The sequence below is a fragment of the Siphonobacter sp. BAB-5405 genome, assembly GCF_002872335.1.
Lineage (GTDB): Bacteria > Bacteroidota > Bacteroidia > Cytophagales > Spirosomataceae > Siphonobacter.
The window spans coordinates 25,997-43,563 of sequence record NZ_NJAG01000006.1; the positions used below are offsets into that span (position 1 = coordinate 25,997).

Annotated in this window: 11 protein-coding genes; 7 read left to right on the top strand and 4 right to left on the bottom strand. The window is 50.5% G+C overall.

Features of this window, described 5'->3' with window-relative positions; translation table 11 throughout:
* Position 1: 1 nt before the first annotated feature.
* On the bottom strand, positions 2–2,614 hold the full coding sequence (locus BWI97_RS05370; RefSeq protein WP_102200280.1) for a TonB-dependent receptor domain-containing protein: 2,613 nt from the start codon (positions 2,612–2,614) through the stop codon (positions 2–4).
* A gap of 191 nt (positions 2,615–2,805) precedes the next feature.
* Here BWI97_RS05370 and BWI97_RS05375 point away from each other — a divergent pair, with 191 nt between their 5' ends.
* The 6 genes from BWI97_RS05375 (at position 2,806) to BWI97_RS05395 (ending at position 10,912) form a co-directional block, all read left to right on the top strand.
* The gene (locus tag BWI97_RS05375; protein WP_102200281.1) at positions 2,806–3,492 is read left to right on the top strand and encodes a response regulator transcription factor; all 687 of its coding nucleotides are present in this window, start codon (positions 2,806–2,808) and stop codon (positions 3,490–3,492) included.
* Positions 3,482–4,819 (top strand): HAMP domain-containing sensor histidine kinase, encoded by a 1,338-nt coding sequence (locus tag BWI97_RS05380; RefSeq protein WP_102200282.1) that lies wholly within the window; start codon positions 3,482–3,484, stop codon positions 4,817–4,819. The genes BWI97_RS05375 and BWI97_RS05380 overlap by 11 nt, the downstream gene beginning before the upstream one ends.
* A gap of 255 nt (positions 4,820–5,074) precedes the next feature.
* Positions 5,075–5,971 (top strand): efflux RND transporter periplasmic adaptor subunit, encoded by an 897-nt coding sequence (locus BWI97_RS05385; RefSeq protein ID WP_199181988.1) that lies wholly within the window; start codon positions 5,075–5,077, stop codon positions 5,969–5,971.
* Positions 5,935–6,228, top strand: a complete 294-nt coding sequence (locus BWI97_RS28025) for a hypothetical protein (RefSeq protein ID WP_199181989.1) — start codon at positions 5,935–5,937, stop codon at positions 6,226–6,228. The genes BWI97_RS05385 and BWI97_RS28025 overlap by 37 nt, the downstream gene beginning before the upstream one ends.
* Positions 6,229–6,293: 65 nt before the next feature.
* A complete protein-coding gene (locus BWI97_RS05390; protein ID WP_102200283.1) occupies positions 6,294–9,452 on the top strand; it encodes an efflux RND transporter permease subunit in 3,159 nt (1,052 codons plus the stop codon).
* A gap of 68 nt (positions 9,453–9,520) precedes the next feature.
* Positions 9,521–10,912: an efflux transporter outer membrane subunit gene (locus tag BWI97_RS05395; RefSeq protein ID WP_094809193.1), complete on the top strand. Its 1,392-nt coding sequence runs from the start codon at positions 9,521–9,523 to the stop codon at positions 10,910–10,912.
* A 468-nt stretch (positions 10,913–11,380) separates the two neighbouring features.
* Here BWI97_RS05395 and BWI97_RS05405 read toward each other — a convergent pair whose 3' ends face one another.
* From BWI97_RS05405 to BWI97_RS05420, 3 genes are all read right to left on the bottom strand, one after another.
* On the bottom strand, positions 11,381–12,133 hold the full coding sequence (locus tag BWI97_RS05405; RefSeq protein WP_102200285.1) for a LytTR family DNA-binding domain-containing protein: 753 nt from the start codon (positions 12,131–12,133) through the stop codon (positions 11,381–11,383).
* Positions 12,130–13,233: a sensor histidine kinase gene (locus tag BWI97_RS05410; protein WP_094809159.1), complete on the bottom strand. Its 1,104-nt coding sequence runs from the start codon at positions 13,231–13,233 to the stop codon at positions 12,130–12,132. The genes BWI97_RS05405 and BWI97_RS05410 overlap by 4 nt, the downstream gene beginning before the upstream one ends.
* Positions 13,234–13,478: 245 nt before the next feature.
* Complete coding sequence (locus BWI97_RS05420; protein ID WP_094809160.1) at positions 13,479–13,892, bottom strand: DoxX family protein; 414 nt, start codon at positions 13,890–13,892, stop codon at positions 13,479–13,481.
* 461 nt (positions 13,893–14,353) lie between these two features.
* Between BWI97_RS05420 and BWI97_RS05425 the strand changes: the two genes are divergently transcribed.
* Positions 14,354–17,545 (top strand): SusC/RagA family TonB-linked outer membrane protein, encoded by a 3,192-nt coding sequence (locus BWI97_RS05425; RefSeq protein WP_102200287.1) that lies wholly within the window; start codon positions 14,354–14,356, stop codon positions 17,543–17,545.
* The last annotated feature ends 22 nt before the right edge of the window (positions 17,546–17,567 follow it).

Below are 17,567 nucleotides of genomic sequence, written 5' to 3' on the forward strand. Positions count from 1 at the left end.
TTTATTTTTTCGGGCTGGTCGTTGGTTTACCACCGCCAGCGGGTGCTCCGCCGGAAGGTGTACTACCGCCCGAAGACTGGCCGCCACTACCGTTCTGCATGCCTGCTCCAGTATCATTTCCACCCCCATCTTTCACGTCGTCGTTCTGGATGGATTTTGCCCGGCGGCGGGGAGCCTGCATACTCATTTTGCCAATCTTGTAACTGAAAGTCAGCCGTACACCCCGGTTGTACATGTACATGTTGTTGACCTGCGTAAACTGTGGCGACGTCAGCTCCGTTTTCATCCGAATGTTGGACGACAGGAAGTTCTCGGCCGCAATACCAATACTGCCTTTCTTGTTGGCGAAATCTTTCCGGATACCTAAGTTATAGAACCCAAAACCGGCCATCCGACCCTGTAATTGTACCTGCGGTCCCCGCATCATACCGAAGCCCTGAATACCCCATCCCTTACCCAGGGTCGCCTGGATACGGCTACCAAAATCGACGTTGACGCCCGAATTTTCAATGTTAATCGACAAACCGTCCAGTCCTGTAGTCGTACCCTGAAGTTTGGTATAGTAACTGTTCGTAAAGAAGTCGAGGCTGAACTTGGACGAGAGGTCATACTTGAAAAACAGGTTGACCCCTAAAGCATGTTCTGAACCAATGTTTTCGAACGTCGTCAGGATGGCTCCGGCCAGTGTATCGAGGGGCGTCCGAACCTGCGTAATCGAGTTGTTGGTAAACCGACCAAACACCGCCGCATTGAAGAAGGCTTTGTTGAAAGTATTGCTGTAGCCCAGCTCCACGTTGTCCGTCAACTCCGGGCGTAACAAGGGATTTCCCATCGTTACGTTCTGGGGGTTGGCGGCGTTGAAGTTAGGGTTCAGCTGCTGAATCCCCGGACGCTGAATCCGGCGGTTGTAGGCCAGTTTCACCATCCCCGTTTTTAAGGCTTTGGAGATGTTAAGGCTTGGTACGAAATTGCTGTAATTCGGAATGGCGATGGACGCATCGGTATTCGAGCGGGCGTCGATAGCCGTGTACTCGTACCGCGTACCAACTTTGAAGGTGTACTTGTTTTTCGTCGTATACGTGTAGGAGGCGTAACCCGCGGCAATGTTCTGGTTGTAATCCAGGAAACCTTTGGGATTATTTTCCTGCGGGAAATAGTTGCCCGTAGGTCCAGCCAGCAGGTACTCGTAATCACTGTTCACTTTCCGCATGATACCTTTCAAACCAAATTCCAGCATCTGGTTTTTCTGGATGGGCGTCTGGTAATCGGTTTGCAGGGTAAACTCCTGATTGACGTTATCATTCAGATTTCGCTGACGACCCGTCAGGGATTCTCCCGAGAGCAGATCAGCGTCGAAGTTGTTCACCATGTCGTTACGGCTGTACAACGCCGATACACTCCATTCCTGCTGAGGCTTGAAAATGTGCAGGTAGTCAATGTTGGCATCAATGGTACCCGAATTGTTTTTCGTCGTGACGTTCCGGTTTTGCGTACCCGTCATAGTTCCGTTGGTAAACAGTTCCGTCAGGTAATCCTGATCGACATTCCGGTTCCGCAGGCCGTAGCGAATACCGGCCGTAATGCTCTGGTTTTTGGAAATATCGTAATCCCAGCCCAGGTTGTAGCGGCCCATCAAACCGCGGGTCATGCCTTCGCCCGTCTGACGCGACAGGAGGGTATTACCACCCACCTGACTGGTTTGATCGAGCGTAGAGAGCGTTTTGACGTTGTACTCCGCCCGGCCAAAGCCGCCCAGCGTGAAGCCCATTTTTCCCTGCCGATAGTTACCGTTCAGGCCCAGGTTCGCTCCCCGGTTACCCACGCCCGTATCCAGGTTCAGGTTGAAACCCTGTAAGTTATTTTTCTTCGTGATGATGTTGATGATCCCGCCGGAACCTTCCGCGTCGTATTTGGCCGAAGGTGAAGTGATGACTTCCACCGTAGCAATCTGGTCGGCGGGAATCTGCTTGAGAGCATCCGCTACACTACTGGCGACAATCGTGGAAGGTTTGTTATTGATCAGTACGCGAATGTTACTGCTACCCCGCATCGAAACGTTTCCGTCCAGATCGACCGAAAGCATGGGTACTTTGCGTAAAATATCGGAAGCGTCACCCCCTTTGGAGGAGATGTCTTTTTCGGCGTTATAAACCAGGCGGTCTACCTTTTCCTCAATCAAGGCTTTCTGACCCGTTACGGTAACTTCCTGAAGCGTTTTGGAATCGCCTGTTAGTTTGATGACACCCAGCGTTACATCCTGAATAACGTTCAGCGGCTCAATCGATTTGGTTTCGTATCCCACAAATGAAATTTGCAGGCGGTAGTTACCGGGGGTCACGTTACTGATCGTAAACTGACCCTTACCATCGGCCACCGTGCCCGTTACCAGTTGGTTGGTCGATCGGTTGAATAAGGCAACGCTGGCAAATTCTACGGGTTTGCCGCCGGTAGAGTCAACCAGGAATCCCGTCACCACGGGATTTTTAGGAGCAGCGGGCTGCGTGGAGTCGGCAGCGACCGGCTGTACAGAAAGGGAGTCGATGGGTACTTGTGCGTAACCGTGACTCAAACCGAATAGGGCTCCAAAGGATAGGGTAAATACGTATCGTTTCATTGCTTTTGGTCCAGGAAAGGAACGATACAAAAGTGATACCAATCCCTGGGGCCAGGAAATGAATCTTACCGAGTGCCGCCTTCGAACGGACGAATGCCCATTTCCGCCGGAAGAAAGCGGGGACGAGGGGATGCACAGATTTTAGACAGAATTGATGCGTTATTTAGGGATCAGAACTTTGGAAATGACCTATGAAGATTCTACTGGTAGAAGACGAAACGTTGTTATCCGACAGCATTCGTTCGGCGTTGGTGCAGGAAGGTTTTTCCTGCGAAACGGCATTATCGTTTCAGGAAGCCCGCGAAAAACTGGCGGATAAAATCTATGATATTGTCGTATTGGACATCAATTTGCCCGGTGGACTGGGTTTCGATCTTTTCGGCGATATCCAGAGTATGGACTCGCATCCGGGTGTACTGATCATCTCGGTACGGAATAGCCTGGACGACAAATTACGCGGCCTTAACCTCGGGGCCGATGATTATCTGGTAAAGCCTTTTCACCTCGATGAACTACTGGCCCGGATCCGCAGTATCATTCGCCGCCGCTACCCCCAGGACTCCGAAGAGCTGGTGTATCACAACCTCTCGTACGATCTGGCTACGAATCAGGTACGCGTAAACGGGCAGGAACTAAAGCTGACGCACAGTCAGTTACGGATTCTGTATTATTTGCTGGTGAATAAAAACCGGACGGTTTCCAAAGAGTCGCTGTCCGACTACGTCCTGAAGGACGATATTGATATGGTTGATTCTTTCGATTACATCTACACCCATATCAAAAACCTCCGGCAGAAACTCAAGAAAGAAGGTTGTGAAGTCAGCATCGTGACGATGTACGGCATGGGCTATACCTTAAAGAAATCCGATGGCAATTAATCAGTACAGTAAACGCTTCATTACGAAGATCAAGAAGGTCTACGTTGTAGCCCTGCCCATTCTGCTCGTCCTGACGATTTTATTCAACAACCTGGTCATTGATTTTTACTATAAAGTCATTTATCGAAACCGGTTCAAGGCTCAGGCCGAGGAGGTGGTTTCGTACGTGGAACTGACGGGTTCGTTTCCCAAAACAGAGGGCGTTTCTTACCGGCCCCTTCCACCGGATACCAAACCGTATTCCTACTTCGAATACCATTTCTTCGACGTCGTGACCGTGGACAGCGATTTCTGGTCGATCCTTTTTTTTAATCAGCACCTGAACAACAAGCGGATCAAGGAATTCACGACGACGGCCAAAATCAAAAATCGCTGGTACGAACTGAAGATTACCAAAATCGAGCTAAATGAACCGGGTGGTCCTGAAAATGAGGCGGTTTGGTTTGCGGTGGCCTTCTCACTGATCTTATTCTTCCTGCTGAACTGGGGCTTTTTCCAGTTTAATCTCAACCGGGTTTCGTACAATCTCTGGCGGCCTTTTTATCAGAATCTCCGACGGATTAACTCGTATCACATTCGCAACAAGGAGCCGCTGCAACTGAAAGATACGCACATCCGGGAGTTTGAATTGTTCAATCAGGCCATTCTGGATTTCACGACCAAGACCCAGAGTGCTTACAATCAATTGCGGGAGTTTACCGAAAATACGGCTCACGAGCTGCAAACACCCCTGAGTATTCTGCTGGCTAAAGTCGAACTGATTCTGAAGCGAACCAGTCTGGAGTCGGAAAACCGGAAGGAGCTGCTGGACATTAAAAAGACGATTGTCCGGCTGTCGGGTATCCATAAAGGACTCAATCTACTATCCCGAATCCGCAGCATTCAGTACGCTGGCAACATTGAAAAAAAGGAAATCAATCTCAATGAACTAGTCCGGGAAAGCCTGGAAACCTACGAAGAACTCATCGAGTACCGCAACCTCACCGTGACCTTGCAGGCAGATACGCCCGTATTGCTCAGCACCAACGAAGAACTGGTACGGATTTTAGTAGATAATCTGCTGCGAAATGCCGTGCAACACAATGTAAATCAGGGAGAAATTACCATCAGTCTGACGAGCCGTGGCTTTGAGATGAGTAATACCGGATCAGTCGTGGAGGGGAGGACCGAGGATTTATTTGCCCGGTATCATACCAAGTCTACGGATAATGGCCGACTGGGGTTGGGACTCGCCATTGTAGAAGCGATTTGTGAAACGCTCGACTTTCATTGTGCGTATGCCTACCAGCACTCGCAACACGTGATTCGGATTCACTGGCAAAAATAAAAATTACAATTTTTTAATAATCGACAAATTGGTCAATAAGGTTGACAAATTGGGCAATCCGTCAGATTTTCGACAGATTTTGGGGCTTCTTTTGGGTGTCGGAATCGGACAATCGATGGTTGTGAGAAAGGAGAGGAAACAAATTTTTCAAATGGTTGGTTGTCATTCCTGGTATAATACAAGTTTTAATAGCTGAGAGTAATGCATTTCATCCCATCTCAATCGTCGTCTTTCCGAACCAGGCTCGCTGGAAAAATGGGTCTCTGCCTATTGGTACTGGCCGTGGCTTGCGGAAAAAAAGATGAACAGAAGCAGGGGGCACAACAAGCCCCGGCAGCTCCTAAAGAATATCCCGTTATTACGGTAGCCGCTCAACCCACGGATGTGTATACCGACTATCCGGCAACCATGCAGGGCCAGCAAAACGTAGAAATCCGACCGAAAATCGACGGCTATATTGATCACATTTACGTAGACGAAGGAGCCCTGGTTCGTAAAGGACAGGTACTCTTCCGCATCAGTGCTCCCCAGTACGAGCAGGAAGTACGCACGGCTCAGGCCAGCATCAAAATTGCTCAGGCCGACGTGAATGCGGCTCAGATGCAGGTGAACAAAGTGAAACCTCTCGTGGAGAAAGACATCATTAGTCACTACGAGCTGGAGTCGGCGGAGTACACCCTGCAATCCCGGCAGGCAGCTCTGGCTCAGGCCAAGGCTACGCTGGCGAATGCCAATACGAACCTGAGTTACACGAAAGTGGTGAGTCCGGTGGATGGTGTCATTGGTCTGCTGCCCCTCAAGTTGGGTAGTTTAGTAAGCCCCACCACAACGACGCCGCTAACAACCGTAGCCAATACGGGCAACGTGTACGCCTACTTTTCCCTCAATGAGAAACAATTACTGGACTTCTTCCGCGACGTAAAAGGAAATACGCTCCAGCAACGGTTGGCCACTTTACCGGCGGTATCGCTAGTACTGGCTGATGGAACGGTATACTCGCACAAAGGTCGTGTCGAAACGGCCAGCGGTCTGATCAGTACCGAAACGGGTTCGGCCAACTTCCGGGCGACGTTCCCCAACCCCGAAGGTTCCTGCGGAGTGGGAGTACGGGTCAGGTGCGGGTTTCTTCCCACATTGATAACGCTCTGCTGATTCCCCAGAAAGCTACGTACGAATTGCAGGGCAAACGTCTGGTGTATCAGGTGGTTGAGGGTAATAAAGTGAAGAGTGTGGAAATTCAGGTACGACCCACGACCGACGGACAATCGTTCATTGTGCAACAGGGACTAAAAGCGGGTGATCGGGTAGTTACGGAGGGCATTACCGCCTTACGGGATGACGTGGAAATCAAGCCAGCGGCTCCGCAGGCGGATTCTACGGCCACTGCTGCCGATACGACGCGAAAGTAAGAGCGGTTTAGAGCAGACGGCTTAGCGGCAGACGCCGGAGCCTTCCACGCACAACCTCATTTAATATGTTTAGAAAATTCATTGAACGGCCGGTATTATCCACCGTTATCTCCATCATTATTGTCATGCTGGGCGTGCTGGGGTTAATTACCCTGCCCGTTTCCCAGTACCCCGAAATTGCTCCGCCGACCGTACAGGTGCAGGCGACGTATACGGGGGCCAACGCCAGCGTGGTACTGTCCAGTGTGATTGTACCGCTGGAAGAACAGATCAACGGGGTAGAAGACATGATGTATATGACTTCTACGGCAGCCAACGACGGTACCGCCACCATTACCATTTACTTCAAACTGGGTACGAACCCTGATTTGGCTGCAGTAAACGTGCAGAACCGGGTATCCCGGGCGACGAGTTTGCTACCGCAGGAAGTAACGCGGTCGGGGGTAATCACCAGCAAGCGGCAAAGTAGTAACGTACTGATCTTTACCCTGTACAGTAAAAACAAGGCCTACGATGCTACGTTTTTGCAAAACTACGCCAACATCAACATCGTACCCCAGCTCAAACGGGTAACCGGGGTAGGGGATGCGAGTGCGTTCGGTTTGCGGGATTACGCCATGCGGATCTGGCTGAAACCGGACGTGATGGCTACGTACGGCCTTATCCCCGATGACGTATCAGCGGCTTTGGCGGAACAAAACGTGGAAGCGGCTCCGGGTCAGTTCGGGGAAAGCAGTGACCAGTCGTTCCAGTACGTCATCAAATACCCGGGCCGTCTGAAAGACCCCGGTCAGTTTGAAAACATGATTATTCGCTCGACGCCGGGTGGACAGGTACTGCGATTACGGGATATTGCCCGGGTGGAATTGGGAGCCCAGAGCTACGCCAGTATTTCGACGTCGCAGGGGTATCCTTCAGTAGCTCTGGCGGTTAACCAGACGGCGGGTTCGAATGCTCAGGAAGTCATCGAAAACTCCCTGAAAGTAATCAAGGAAGCGGAAAAATCATTCCCTTCCGGGGTTCACTACGCCGAGCTACTCAACGCCAACAACTTCCTGGATGCTTCCATTGAAAAGGTAATTCACACGCTGATCGAGGCCTTCATCCTTGTATTTATCGTGGTATTTATCTTCCTGCAGGATTTCCGTTCGACGCTCATTCCAGCCATTGCTGTACCCGTCGCGATTGTTGGTACGTTCTTCTTCCTGAACCTGTTTGGATTCACGATTAACTTGTTGACACTCTTTGCTTTGGTACTGGCCATTGGTATCGTAGTGGATGATGCCATTGTCGTAGTGGAGGCCGTGCACGCCAAGCTCGACGAAGGGTATCAGTCAGCCCGCAAGGCTTCCATCGACGCCATGAGCGAAATCAGCGGAGCTATCATCTCCATTACGCTGGTGATGGCGGCCGTATTCGTACCGGTAAGTTTTATCGGTGGCTCGACGGGGGTATTCTACAAACAGTTCGGGTTAACGCTGGCGATTTCGATTATTCTTTCGGCCATCAACGCCCTGACGCTGAGTCCGGCCCTGTGTGCCCTGCTGCTGAAACCGCACAACAAGGAGCACCACAAGAAAGGATTCATGCAGCGTTTTTACACGGCGTTCAATACCGGTTTTGATGCCGTTACGGAAAAGTACAAGCGTTCAGTAACCTTCCTTTCAGCGAAAAAATGGATTGCCTTAGGCAGTATTGCCGTGTTTGCTGGAATCTTCGTCTGGTTGCTTCGATCAACGCCCTCGGGCTTCGTTCCTAATGAAGATCAGGGAACCATCTTCGCCAACATTACGCTACCTCCGGCTTCTTCCGTAGAGCGTACCACGGCCATTGGGGATGAAGTAGACCGCATTGCCCGCGAAATGCCCGCCGTACGGTTCACGACGCGTCTGGCCGGACGGAGTATCATTAGTGGGAACGGTAGTTCATACGGGATGGTCATTATTGGGTTGAAAGACTGGAAAGAACGCCCGGATAAGGATAACAATGCCGTAATCCGGGATCTGTTTGCCAAAACGGCTCACATTCGCGGGGCTGAAATCGTGTTCTTCTCGCCACCGACCATTCAGGGTTTTGGTACCAGCAACGGGTTTGAGTTACAGTTGCAGGACCGGGCAGGTGGAACCATCGAAAAGCTGTTCCAGGTCGAGAAAGATTTCATGGCCGCTTTGTTGAAACGTCCGGAAATTCAATTTGCCACGACCACCTTTAACCCGACGTTCCCGCAGTATCAGGTCAACGTAAATGTGGCCCGTACCAAAGAAGCCGGATTAACGGTCAACGCCGTACTGAGTGCCTTACAAGGGTATTTTGGTGGGGTGTACGCTTCCAACTTTAACCAGTTTGGTAAACAATATCGGGTGATGATTCAGGCTGATCCGGCGTACCGGGCCAGTCCCCAGAACCTGAATTCCGTATACATCCGTAATACGAGCGGTACGATGGCTCCCATTTCCGAATTCGTGACGATGGAGCGGGTGTACGGACCGGAAACGATCACCCGGTTTAACCTCTTCACGTCGGTATCCATTACGGGTACGCCGAAGCCGGGTTACAGTTCCGGGGATGCCATTAAAGCGATTCAGGAAGTGGCTGCGACTACGCTGCCCCAAGGATACGGCTACGAATTTTCGGGGATGACCCGGGAAGAGTTAACCAGCGGTGGACAGACCATTTACATCTTTATCCTGTGTCTGGTCTTCGTGTACTTCCTGCTGAGTGCTCAGTACGAAAGCTACATTCTGCCCCTGGCGGTACTGCTTTCACTGCCCGTTGGTCTGGCCGGAACGTTCATTTTCGCCAACCTCTTCGACATCAATAATAACATTTACCTCCAGATCACGCTCATTATGTTGATTGGTCTGTTGGCGAAGAATGCGATTTTGATTGTGGAGTACGCCGTCGAACGACGACGACACGGCATGAGCATCGTGCAGGCCGCCGTAGAGGGTGCCCAGGCCCGTTTACGCCCGATTCTGATGACATCCTTTGCCTTCATTCTGGGTCTGGTACCCCTGGCGGTTTCTACTGGGGCCGGAGCTTTAGGAAACCGTTCCATTGGTACGGGAGCCGTCGGCGGGATGTTGATTGGTACTCTGTTTGGCGTCTTCGTGATTCCGGTTCTGTTCATCATCTTCCAGTCTTTGCAGGAACGCATCAGTGGAACGCCGGATCAACTGAAAACGGAGGAAAAATCACACGCCGACCTGATGGCCGGAAACTAATATAAATGGTACGGAAGGATAAATGTTGGATGAACCCTTCCGTACCCTTACCATTGACCAGTAAATTTATGAATCGAAAACTTTTGTGGCAGGCGTTCGCAGTGCTGGTACTGCTGCAAGTGCTTGCCGCCTGTCGAATAACAAAACCCTACGAAGGTCCGAAGGGAAAGACGGAGGGCTTGTACCGGGATCAGGCCGCGACCGATACCGCAACGCTGGCAGATATGCCCTGGCGGAACATGTTTTCCGATACGACTCTGCAGGCATTGATTCAGGAAGGGCTGAACAATAACCTGGATTTGAAGGCCGCCCTGACGCGAATCGAAGTGGCCGAAGCCAATCTGTACCAGAGTCGGATGGCTTTTTTTCCGAACGTAACGGGTAATGGAACAGGAGTAACGGCTAAAGTACCTCAGGTACCCAGTGCCGCGACGGGTTTTGCCAGACAACAATTTCAGTTGTACGTGAATGCCAGTTGGGAAGCTGATATCTGGGGACGTCTGCGGAGTACCCGAAAGGCTAATCTAGCTCAGGTACTGCGGAGCGAAGCCACGCGTCGGGCTATTCAAACCCAGCTGATTTCTGATATTGCCAACAGTTACTACTCCCTGCTGGCTTTGGATGCTCAGCTCGCCATTACGCAGAAAAACGTGGAGATCTGGCAGCAGAACGTAGAGACCATGCAGGCCTTGAAAGAGGCCGCCGTCGTAACCGGAGCCGCCGTCGTACAAAGCGAAGCGAGTCAGTATGCCGCTGAAGTAACGATTCCCTCGCTGAAGCAAACGGTTCGGGAAACGGAAAACGCCCTGAGCGTATTGCTGGGCCGTGCACCCGGTGCAATCAAGCGTACTACGTTGCAGGAGCAGCAGACCATGGAGAGCTTACAGGTAGGGGTACCCGCTCAGTTACTCAGCAATCGTCCGGATGTGCAGGAAGCGGAGCTATCGTACCGGAGCACTTTTGAATTGACAAACGCAGCCCGAACGTATTTTTATCCCTCACTTACCCTGACGGGTAACGGCGGTCTTTCCGCTCTTTCGTTGGGAAATCTGTTTTCGACGGCTTCCATGTTCGGAAACATAGCGGCGGGTATCGCTCAGCCGATCTTCGCCCGGGGTGCTAACGTGGCCCGCTTACGGATTGCCAAAGCCGATCAGGAACAGGCTTTACTGAGCTTTCAGCGGACGCTGCTGACGGCAGGACAGGAAGTTTCGGATGCCTTGTTTGCGTACCAGACGGCTACGGAACGAGCCATGATTCGCGGACGTCAGCTCAATGCCCTGAACCGCTCCGTTGACTACACGAAAGAATTATTGAAGTACAGTTCAGCGAACTATACGGAAGTACTCGTAGCCCAGCAAAGCTTACTTTCCGCCGAGCTAAACAGCGTATCCGACCGATTGCAGCAGTTGCAGTCAGTCGTAAACCTGTACCGGGCTTTAGGTGGGGGCTGGCAGTAAAGAATATACAGATTAAAAACCAACAAGGTCCGGCAAAACTACCAGACCTTGTTCGTTTTTGGACGAAAAGTACTTGGATTGGTTCAGGAGCTGAAACCGTGTTTGTGAACAGAAATGCTTTGCCAGGATGATGAAGGTTCGAAGTATATCTGCTCGTTTACAGGAAATTAGAAAGAATTGGAATGAGCGAAAGGTTTTGCAAGCCTTCAGGGGCACTTGGCCCACCCGGTAGGCATAGCCTGCCAACTTTTATGTCCGTATCGGATGCTACGGACAACGCGTCCTGCCTACTTTACTGGATTTCTATAAATAAACTCGAAATGGAAGGTGGCTGTTGGAAACTGCCAGAGGGTGGATACAAGTTTGGGAACTTGCACCATTCGTCCCTCTTTAACCGAATACTCCAACCCCGAAGGGGTTCAACGTGCATAACCCCGTATGCAATACGGGGCAAACTGAAAACTACACTCACCTTCCCAGCCACACCTTAAAGTCCGTAATCCGGTCGCCGCTCACGAATACTTCGGCTCTCGGTTCCGGGTCCAGGTCTACTTTCAGTTTTCCAGCGGAGTATGTATGAATCGTTTCAATAGCTGGAAAGGCCACCAGAAACTGCCGGTTCACCCGGAAAAAGCGTTTCGGATCCGTCACCTGATTCAGCTTGTCCAGACTATACTCTACGGGTAACTTCTGACCATCCTGCGTGACCAGAAAAGTACTTTTATCCTCCGAAAAGAAGTACGCAATATCAGCCGTTTCAACACTCCGGATTTTCGTACCGATGGAAATCATGAAGCGACTTTTGTACTCCGTTTCCTGCGGTTTCTGCATCAGCTGAAGAATATTTTTCAGATCCGGCAGGGGCTGACGCAAGGACTTGAATTTATCCAGAGCCGCCGTTAATTCTTCATAATCAATCGGTTTCAATAAATAATCGACGCTATTTACCTTGAACGCCCGAATCGTATATTCGTCGTAAGCCGTGGTGAAAATGACCGGAACCGTTAGCGAAATCTGATCGAAAATGGCAAAGGCCAGTCCGTCTTCCAGGTGAATATCCATGAAAGCCAAATCGGGAGCGGGGTGTTCCTGAAACCATTCGACGGCCTCGGATACGGAAGGCAGTTTCGTCAGTACCTGAATCGAAGCGTCGTATTTACGCAGTAGATTTTCCAGCCGTTCGGCCGTCAGGTATTCGTCTTCAATGATGACTACGTTCATACCAGCAAAGGAATTTTAACAACAAAGGCGTCCTGTTCCGGACCGTACCACACCGGACGTTCGGTGAGCAGGCTGTACCGGGCCGTAATATTTTTCAAACCTACCCCCGTAGATACTTCGGGTTGCAGGCGGGGCTTGAGTCCGTTTTCGACGATTAGAGTTTCGTCTTCCGTATAGATCTGTACACTTAGCGGTTCCTTACTCGACATACGGGTATGCTTCACGGCGTTTTCGACCAGCAATTGCAGCGTCAATGGAGCAATTTTATACCGCTGTTGCGAGGTTTCGGGTACGTCAATCTGTACCTCGAATTTTTCCCGAAACCGAATGCCCAGCAAAAACGCGTACGACTGGATAAACTCAATTTCCGTTTTCAGCGATACCAGGTCATTGTCTTTCTGTTCGAGAATATACCGATACGATTTGGAAAGCTGAGCGATGAATTTTTCGGAAAGATTCGCGTCCACGTGCACTACTGAAGAAAGAATACTCAGACTATTGAACAGAAAATGCGGATTGACCTGATTCTTTAAGGCCGCAAACTGAGCCTGTACATTCTCTTTTTCGAGTCGTTCCGAGCGAATCTGAATTTCCTGCACGCGTTGCGTGGCCCGAATGGCTGCCATCAGGTAGAACGCCGCGAGCATAATCATGATAGAAAAGCCATTATTGGCCCGACTGACGTAACCCCATACTTCCTGGGATCGTTTCGGGGGCGGCGTATGATGCGGAGGAAACAGCCAAAACCGAAAGTCCATGAAAAAACCAATGCACTTGTGCAGGGTCCAGTTAAAGACGACGGCCAGTACCAGTGAAGCCAGCAGGGCAACCAACTGAGCGGGAAATCTAAATTCCAGCAGGTAGTTTTCACCGAAATACTGAAAAATTTTCTGCTGAATCCCGTCCGCCATCCGCAGCCAGATCACAAAAAGCCCGAAGGAAATCAGGCACAGCGGGATGGCAAAATTTGATAATCGCAGCAGTCCTTCCCAACTACGGATTGGATCAGGAACGATGGCATACAGCACGGTCATCGAGTAGATGAACGCGAGCGTCAGGGATAACTGCCACCGTTGCCGGGAAGTCAAACTATTGGCCATACAGGTTAGGGTGCAAAAGGGGCTTGGTTTGTACCAAGTCTGATGCAAAAGTCAGTTTCCAAACGAATATTTGAAAATCAATGCGGATGAATGCCGAATCGGGGCCGACGAATCGCGGAAATGCCCGACGAAAGCCGGGGATAGACAAAAAAAATCCCTGACGAATGAGGTCAGGGATGAAGGAGCAAAAAGCGGCTGGCTGTAACGAATTATCGTCGAAACTGAAAATTCCGTTAGCTATCAACTTAAATCTTTTTATTCAGCACCTTATCCAGGCTATAGTCACCGGGGCCCAGAATCAGAATGGTTACATAAGCAACCAGATAATGCGTAGCCAGTTCGGCCTCTCCGAAAATCTCCCCGCCGTGGGCCATAAAGACCGCTATGAGCATCGTAATGATCAGCGGAATAGTAGCCACCCGGGTAAACAAGCCCAAAACCAATAGGATAGAGCAGAAAAATTCGGCAAAAATGGCCAGTGCCATCGAGGTAGGGCTACCGAGGCCGAACAGACTCATGAATTCGTTCTTCTTTTCAGCGTAGTTGCTCAGCTTCTGGTACCCGTGCGGCAGCATCAGTAAACCGGTGCATACCCGTAAAACGAGCGTGGCCCAGTTAATGGAAGAGAGCGTGTACGAAATAGAAAATAATTTTCGCATGTCAGATCAGTTTGGTTGAATGAAAGAGGGGTTCGGCTAGTTAACCAATCGATTCGGTATTTGTTCGGGGCGTCCAGACAAGTCCTACTCCTAAAATCATAAAGCTAATATACAGCCTGATCTTCTAAATGAGTTAAAAATAGTACTCAACTCCAAGAGATAAATAATTGATCACTGATTATCAATATGATAATGGCTTGAATGTTGATTTGTACCATAATTGATTTGTAATTTTTTAAGAAAGGCTTGTTTTCTTAATTTTAGTCTTTTTACTTTGTCTATAGAAATGGTAGTTTATTGCTTTGGTCATGAAAATACATCTACGTTCCCCCTTTTCATTTGGTCTTTGTCACGGTTCCTAGCAGCTTAGGCCATCGCTAGTTCAGGCGTTTGGCGGGTCTTCTAAAAGTCTGGCGGGGGTAGCATTTCCCTAACTCCTTTATTTTAATTATATCAACTTTATGCAACTACTTTTAAAAGTTCTGTTGCCGGTACTGCTATGGGTACAGGTGCAGGCCGCTCTGGCTCAGCAGGTGACGGGTGTGGTTCGTTCCACGGCCGATCAGCAACCGCTGGCGGGCGTTACGGTGCAGATCAAAGGCACCACCCGAGGAACCGTAACGAATGCAGAAGGTACCTATACCGTAACGGCTCAGCCCGGTGAAACGCTTCGTTTTTCATTCATTGGTTACAAGGCCGAAGAATTGGCAGTACCCGAAAATGGCGTATTGAACGTTAATCTGAATAACGAAGAATCGGCGTTACAGGAAGTCGTAGTAACGGCCCTGGGGATTGCCAAAGAGAAAAAGTCGCTGGGCTATTCGGTACAGGAATTGAAAAGTACGGAAATCTCACAGGCTCGCGAAACGAACCTGGTCAATGCCTTATCGGGTAAAATTGCCGGGGTAAACATTACCAACAGTCAGGGAAACATGGGTTCTTCCCGGATCGTCATTCGTGGGGAAACCTCCATCGCGGGTAATAACCAGCCCTTGTTTGTCGTCGATGGGATTCCCGTCGATAACTCGCAGTTTGGCAGCACGGGTACCAACCGGGATTATCCCAACGCCATTGCCGACATCAACCCCGATAACATCGAAACCATTAGCGTACTGAAAGGCCCCAACGCGGCGGCTCTGTACGGTTCGCGGGCAGCGAATGGGGTAATTCTCATCAAAACAAAAGGGGGCAAAGGGAACAAGGGATTGGGTGTAACGCTCAATGCGGCTCATACTTTTGAAAACCTGCTGGTACTGCCTGATTACCAAAACGTATATGGACAAGGGACAGGCGGACTATTCTCGTATAAAGACGGAAAAGGCGGTGGACTGAACGACGGTACCGACGAAAGCTGGGGCCCGAAAATGGATGGTCGGCTGTTACCGCAATTCTTCTCCAGGGGTGAGGCAGTGCCTTTTGTACCGCATCCCGACAACGTGAAGAATTTCTTCAAAACAGGTCATACCAACAACATTGGTGTGTCGATTGCGGGTTCGGATGCAAAATTCGATTACCGTTTCTCGTTCAACAATACGCGTCAGACAGGCGTAGTTCCGAATACGGATATTACGAAAAACAACTTTTCGGTAAACGGTACGTACCACCTCAACGACCGACTGACCATCAATACGAGTGCCAACTTCATTCGTTCGGAGTCGGATAACCTCTCGGCTCTGGGTGGCCGGGGTTCGAGTGTGATGCTGCAATTCCTGTGGTTTGGCCGTCAGGTCGATACGGGTTTACTGCGGGATTACCGGGCCAATGGCGAGAATGATTTCAACTGGAACCACAGTTACTACAGCAACCCCTATTTGCTGCTGTACGAAAACACGAATGCCCAGCGGCGGGATCGGTTCTTCGGGAATGTGAATCTGAACTATAAGATCAACGACTGGCTGTTGGCGATGGTCCGGACCGGTAATGACTTTTATACCGACCGACGCAAGTCGAAAATTTCGTACGGAACGAATGGTACGCCCTTCGGTTCGTACGCGGAAGATGCTTATGTAGTCAACGAAAATAACACGGATTTTGCCCTGAATTTCAACCGCAAGCTCAGCGATGATTTCGATCTGGAAGGGCTCGTCGGTGGAAATATTCGCAGTAACTTCTACGAACAAAACTATCAGCAGGCTCCGCGTCTGGCCGTAGCCGGACTGTATACGCTCAACAACTCCCGCGATCCGTTGGTATCGAACAACGTATTCAGACGTCGGCGAGTGTACAGTGCCTACGCGTCGGCTCAGTTGGGTTTCCGGAATTATGCGTTCCTGAACCTGACGGCCCGTAACGACTGGTCCTCGACCCTGCCGCCCGGTAGTAATTCGTACTTCTATCCTTCAGTGAACGCCAGCGTGGTCCTGACGGATGCTTTCAACATTCGTACCAACTGGCTCTCGTTTGCCAAGATTCGTGGGGGCTGGGCTGAAGTAGGAAACGATACGGACCCGTACCAGTTGACAAACACGTATCCATTCAATCAACCCTTTGGTAGTAATCCTTTGCTGACGGTTTCGGATGTATTGCTAAATCGGAACCTGAAGCCGGAAATTACGCAGTCGAGTGAAATTGGCTTAGAACTGGCCTTGTTCAAGAGTCGCGTTCGGGCGGATTTCAGCTATTACAATTCCGACAGTTACAACCAGATTCTGCGAGCCGACGTGAGTCCAACGACGGGCTACAAGCAAAAGCTCCTCAACGCCGGACACATCAATAACCACGGTTTTGAGGCTCAGTTGAGTGGTACACCGGTTCAGACTTCGGGTGGTTTCAAATGGAACGTGATCGTGAACTTCTCGCGAAACATCAGCAAGGTTGTTTCACTGGACGATCAGGGTTTACTGAATCAGTATATTCTCGGCAGCAATGGTACCACGCAGGTACTGGCGGGCGTAGGTCAACGGTACGGAGCCTTGTACGGATCGGCTTTCCAACGCGATGCCAGTGGTAATGTAGTGGTAGGAGCAAATGGCTTCCCGCTGAAAAATGCGAACCTGCAAACGCTGGGCTATTACACGCCGAAGTGGATTGGCGGGATTACCAACGCCTTCAGCTACAAAGGCTGGAACCTGAGCGTCCTGATCGATACCAAGCAGGGCGGACAGATTTACTCGGCGACCAACGCTACCGGACGCTACACGGGGGTACTGGAATCGACGCTGCCGGGCCGCGACGCGGAACACGGCGGACTATCGTACTACTATGCCGGAAATAACACGTCGTCCACGCCCGTACAGGTCGCTGGACCCGACGCGAAAGCTCCCAATGGCGAGCGGATCTATTCCGACGGAATCATTTTCAACGGCGTAACGGCGGATGGTCAGGCAAACAAGACCATCGTCCCCGCCGAACGGTACTACAAAAACATTTACAGCAACAGTGCCGGGGTGAACGAGGCCAGCGTATTCGATGCTTCTTTCATCAAACTGCGGGAAGTTCGTCTGAGTTATGCACTGCCCCAAAATCTGGTGAAGCGGTTGTCGTTACAGGGGGTAAACATTTCGCTCATTGGCCGGAACCTGGCCTTCCTCCAGAAAAAGGCTCCGAACATCGATCCGGAAACGGCCTTCAATACGGGTAATGGCCAGGGCCTCGAATCCCTGCAACTACCCACCACCCGGAGTTACGGGGTGAATTTAAACATCAGCTTCTAATCAGTTTGGCGTTTGGAGTTTA

Coding starts and splice junctions, on each gene's coding strand:
- BWI97_RS05410 (WP_094809159.1), bottom strand. CDS start 13,233: ATGGCCAATAGTTTGACTTCCCGGCAACGGTGGCAGTTATCCCTGACG.
- BWI97_RS05425 (WP_102200287.1), top strand. CDS start 14,354: ATGCAACTACTTTTAAAAGTTCTGTTGCCGGTACTGCTATGGGTACAG.
- BWI97_RS05390 (WP_102200283.1), top strand. CDS start 6,294: ATGTTTAGAAAATTCATTGAACGGCCGGTATTATCCACCGTTATCTCC.
- BWI97_RS05405 (WP_102200285.1), bottom strand. CDS start 12,133: ATGAACGTAGTCATCATTGAAGACGAATACCTGACGGCCGAACGGCTG.
- BWI97_RS05370 (WP_102200280.1), bottom strand. CDS start 2,614: ATGAAACGATACGTATTTACCCTATCCTTTGGAGCCCTATTCGGTTTG.
- BWI97_RS05380 (WP_102200282.1), top strand. CDS start 3,482: ATGGCAATTAATCAGTACAGTAAACGCTTCATTACGAAGATCAAGAAG.
- BWI97_RS05385 (WP_199181988.1), top strand. CDS start 5,075: ATGGGTCTCTGCCTATTGGTACTGGCCGTGGCTTGCGGAAAAAAAGAT.
- BWI97_RS05420 (WP_094809160.1), bottom strand. CDS start 13,892: ATGCGAAAATTATTTTCTATTTCGTACACGCTCTCTTCCATTAACTGG.
- BWI97_RS05395 (WP_094809193.1), top strand. CDS start 9,521: ATGAATCGAAAACTTTTGTGGCAGGCGTTCGCAGTGCTGGTACTGCTG.
- BWI97_RS05375 (WP_102200281.1), top strand. CDS start 2,806: ATGAAGATTCTACTGGTAGAAGACGAAACGTTGTTATCCGACAGCATT.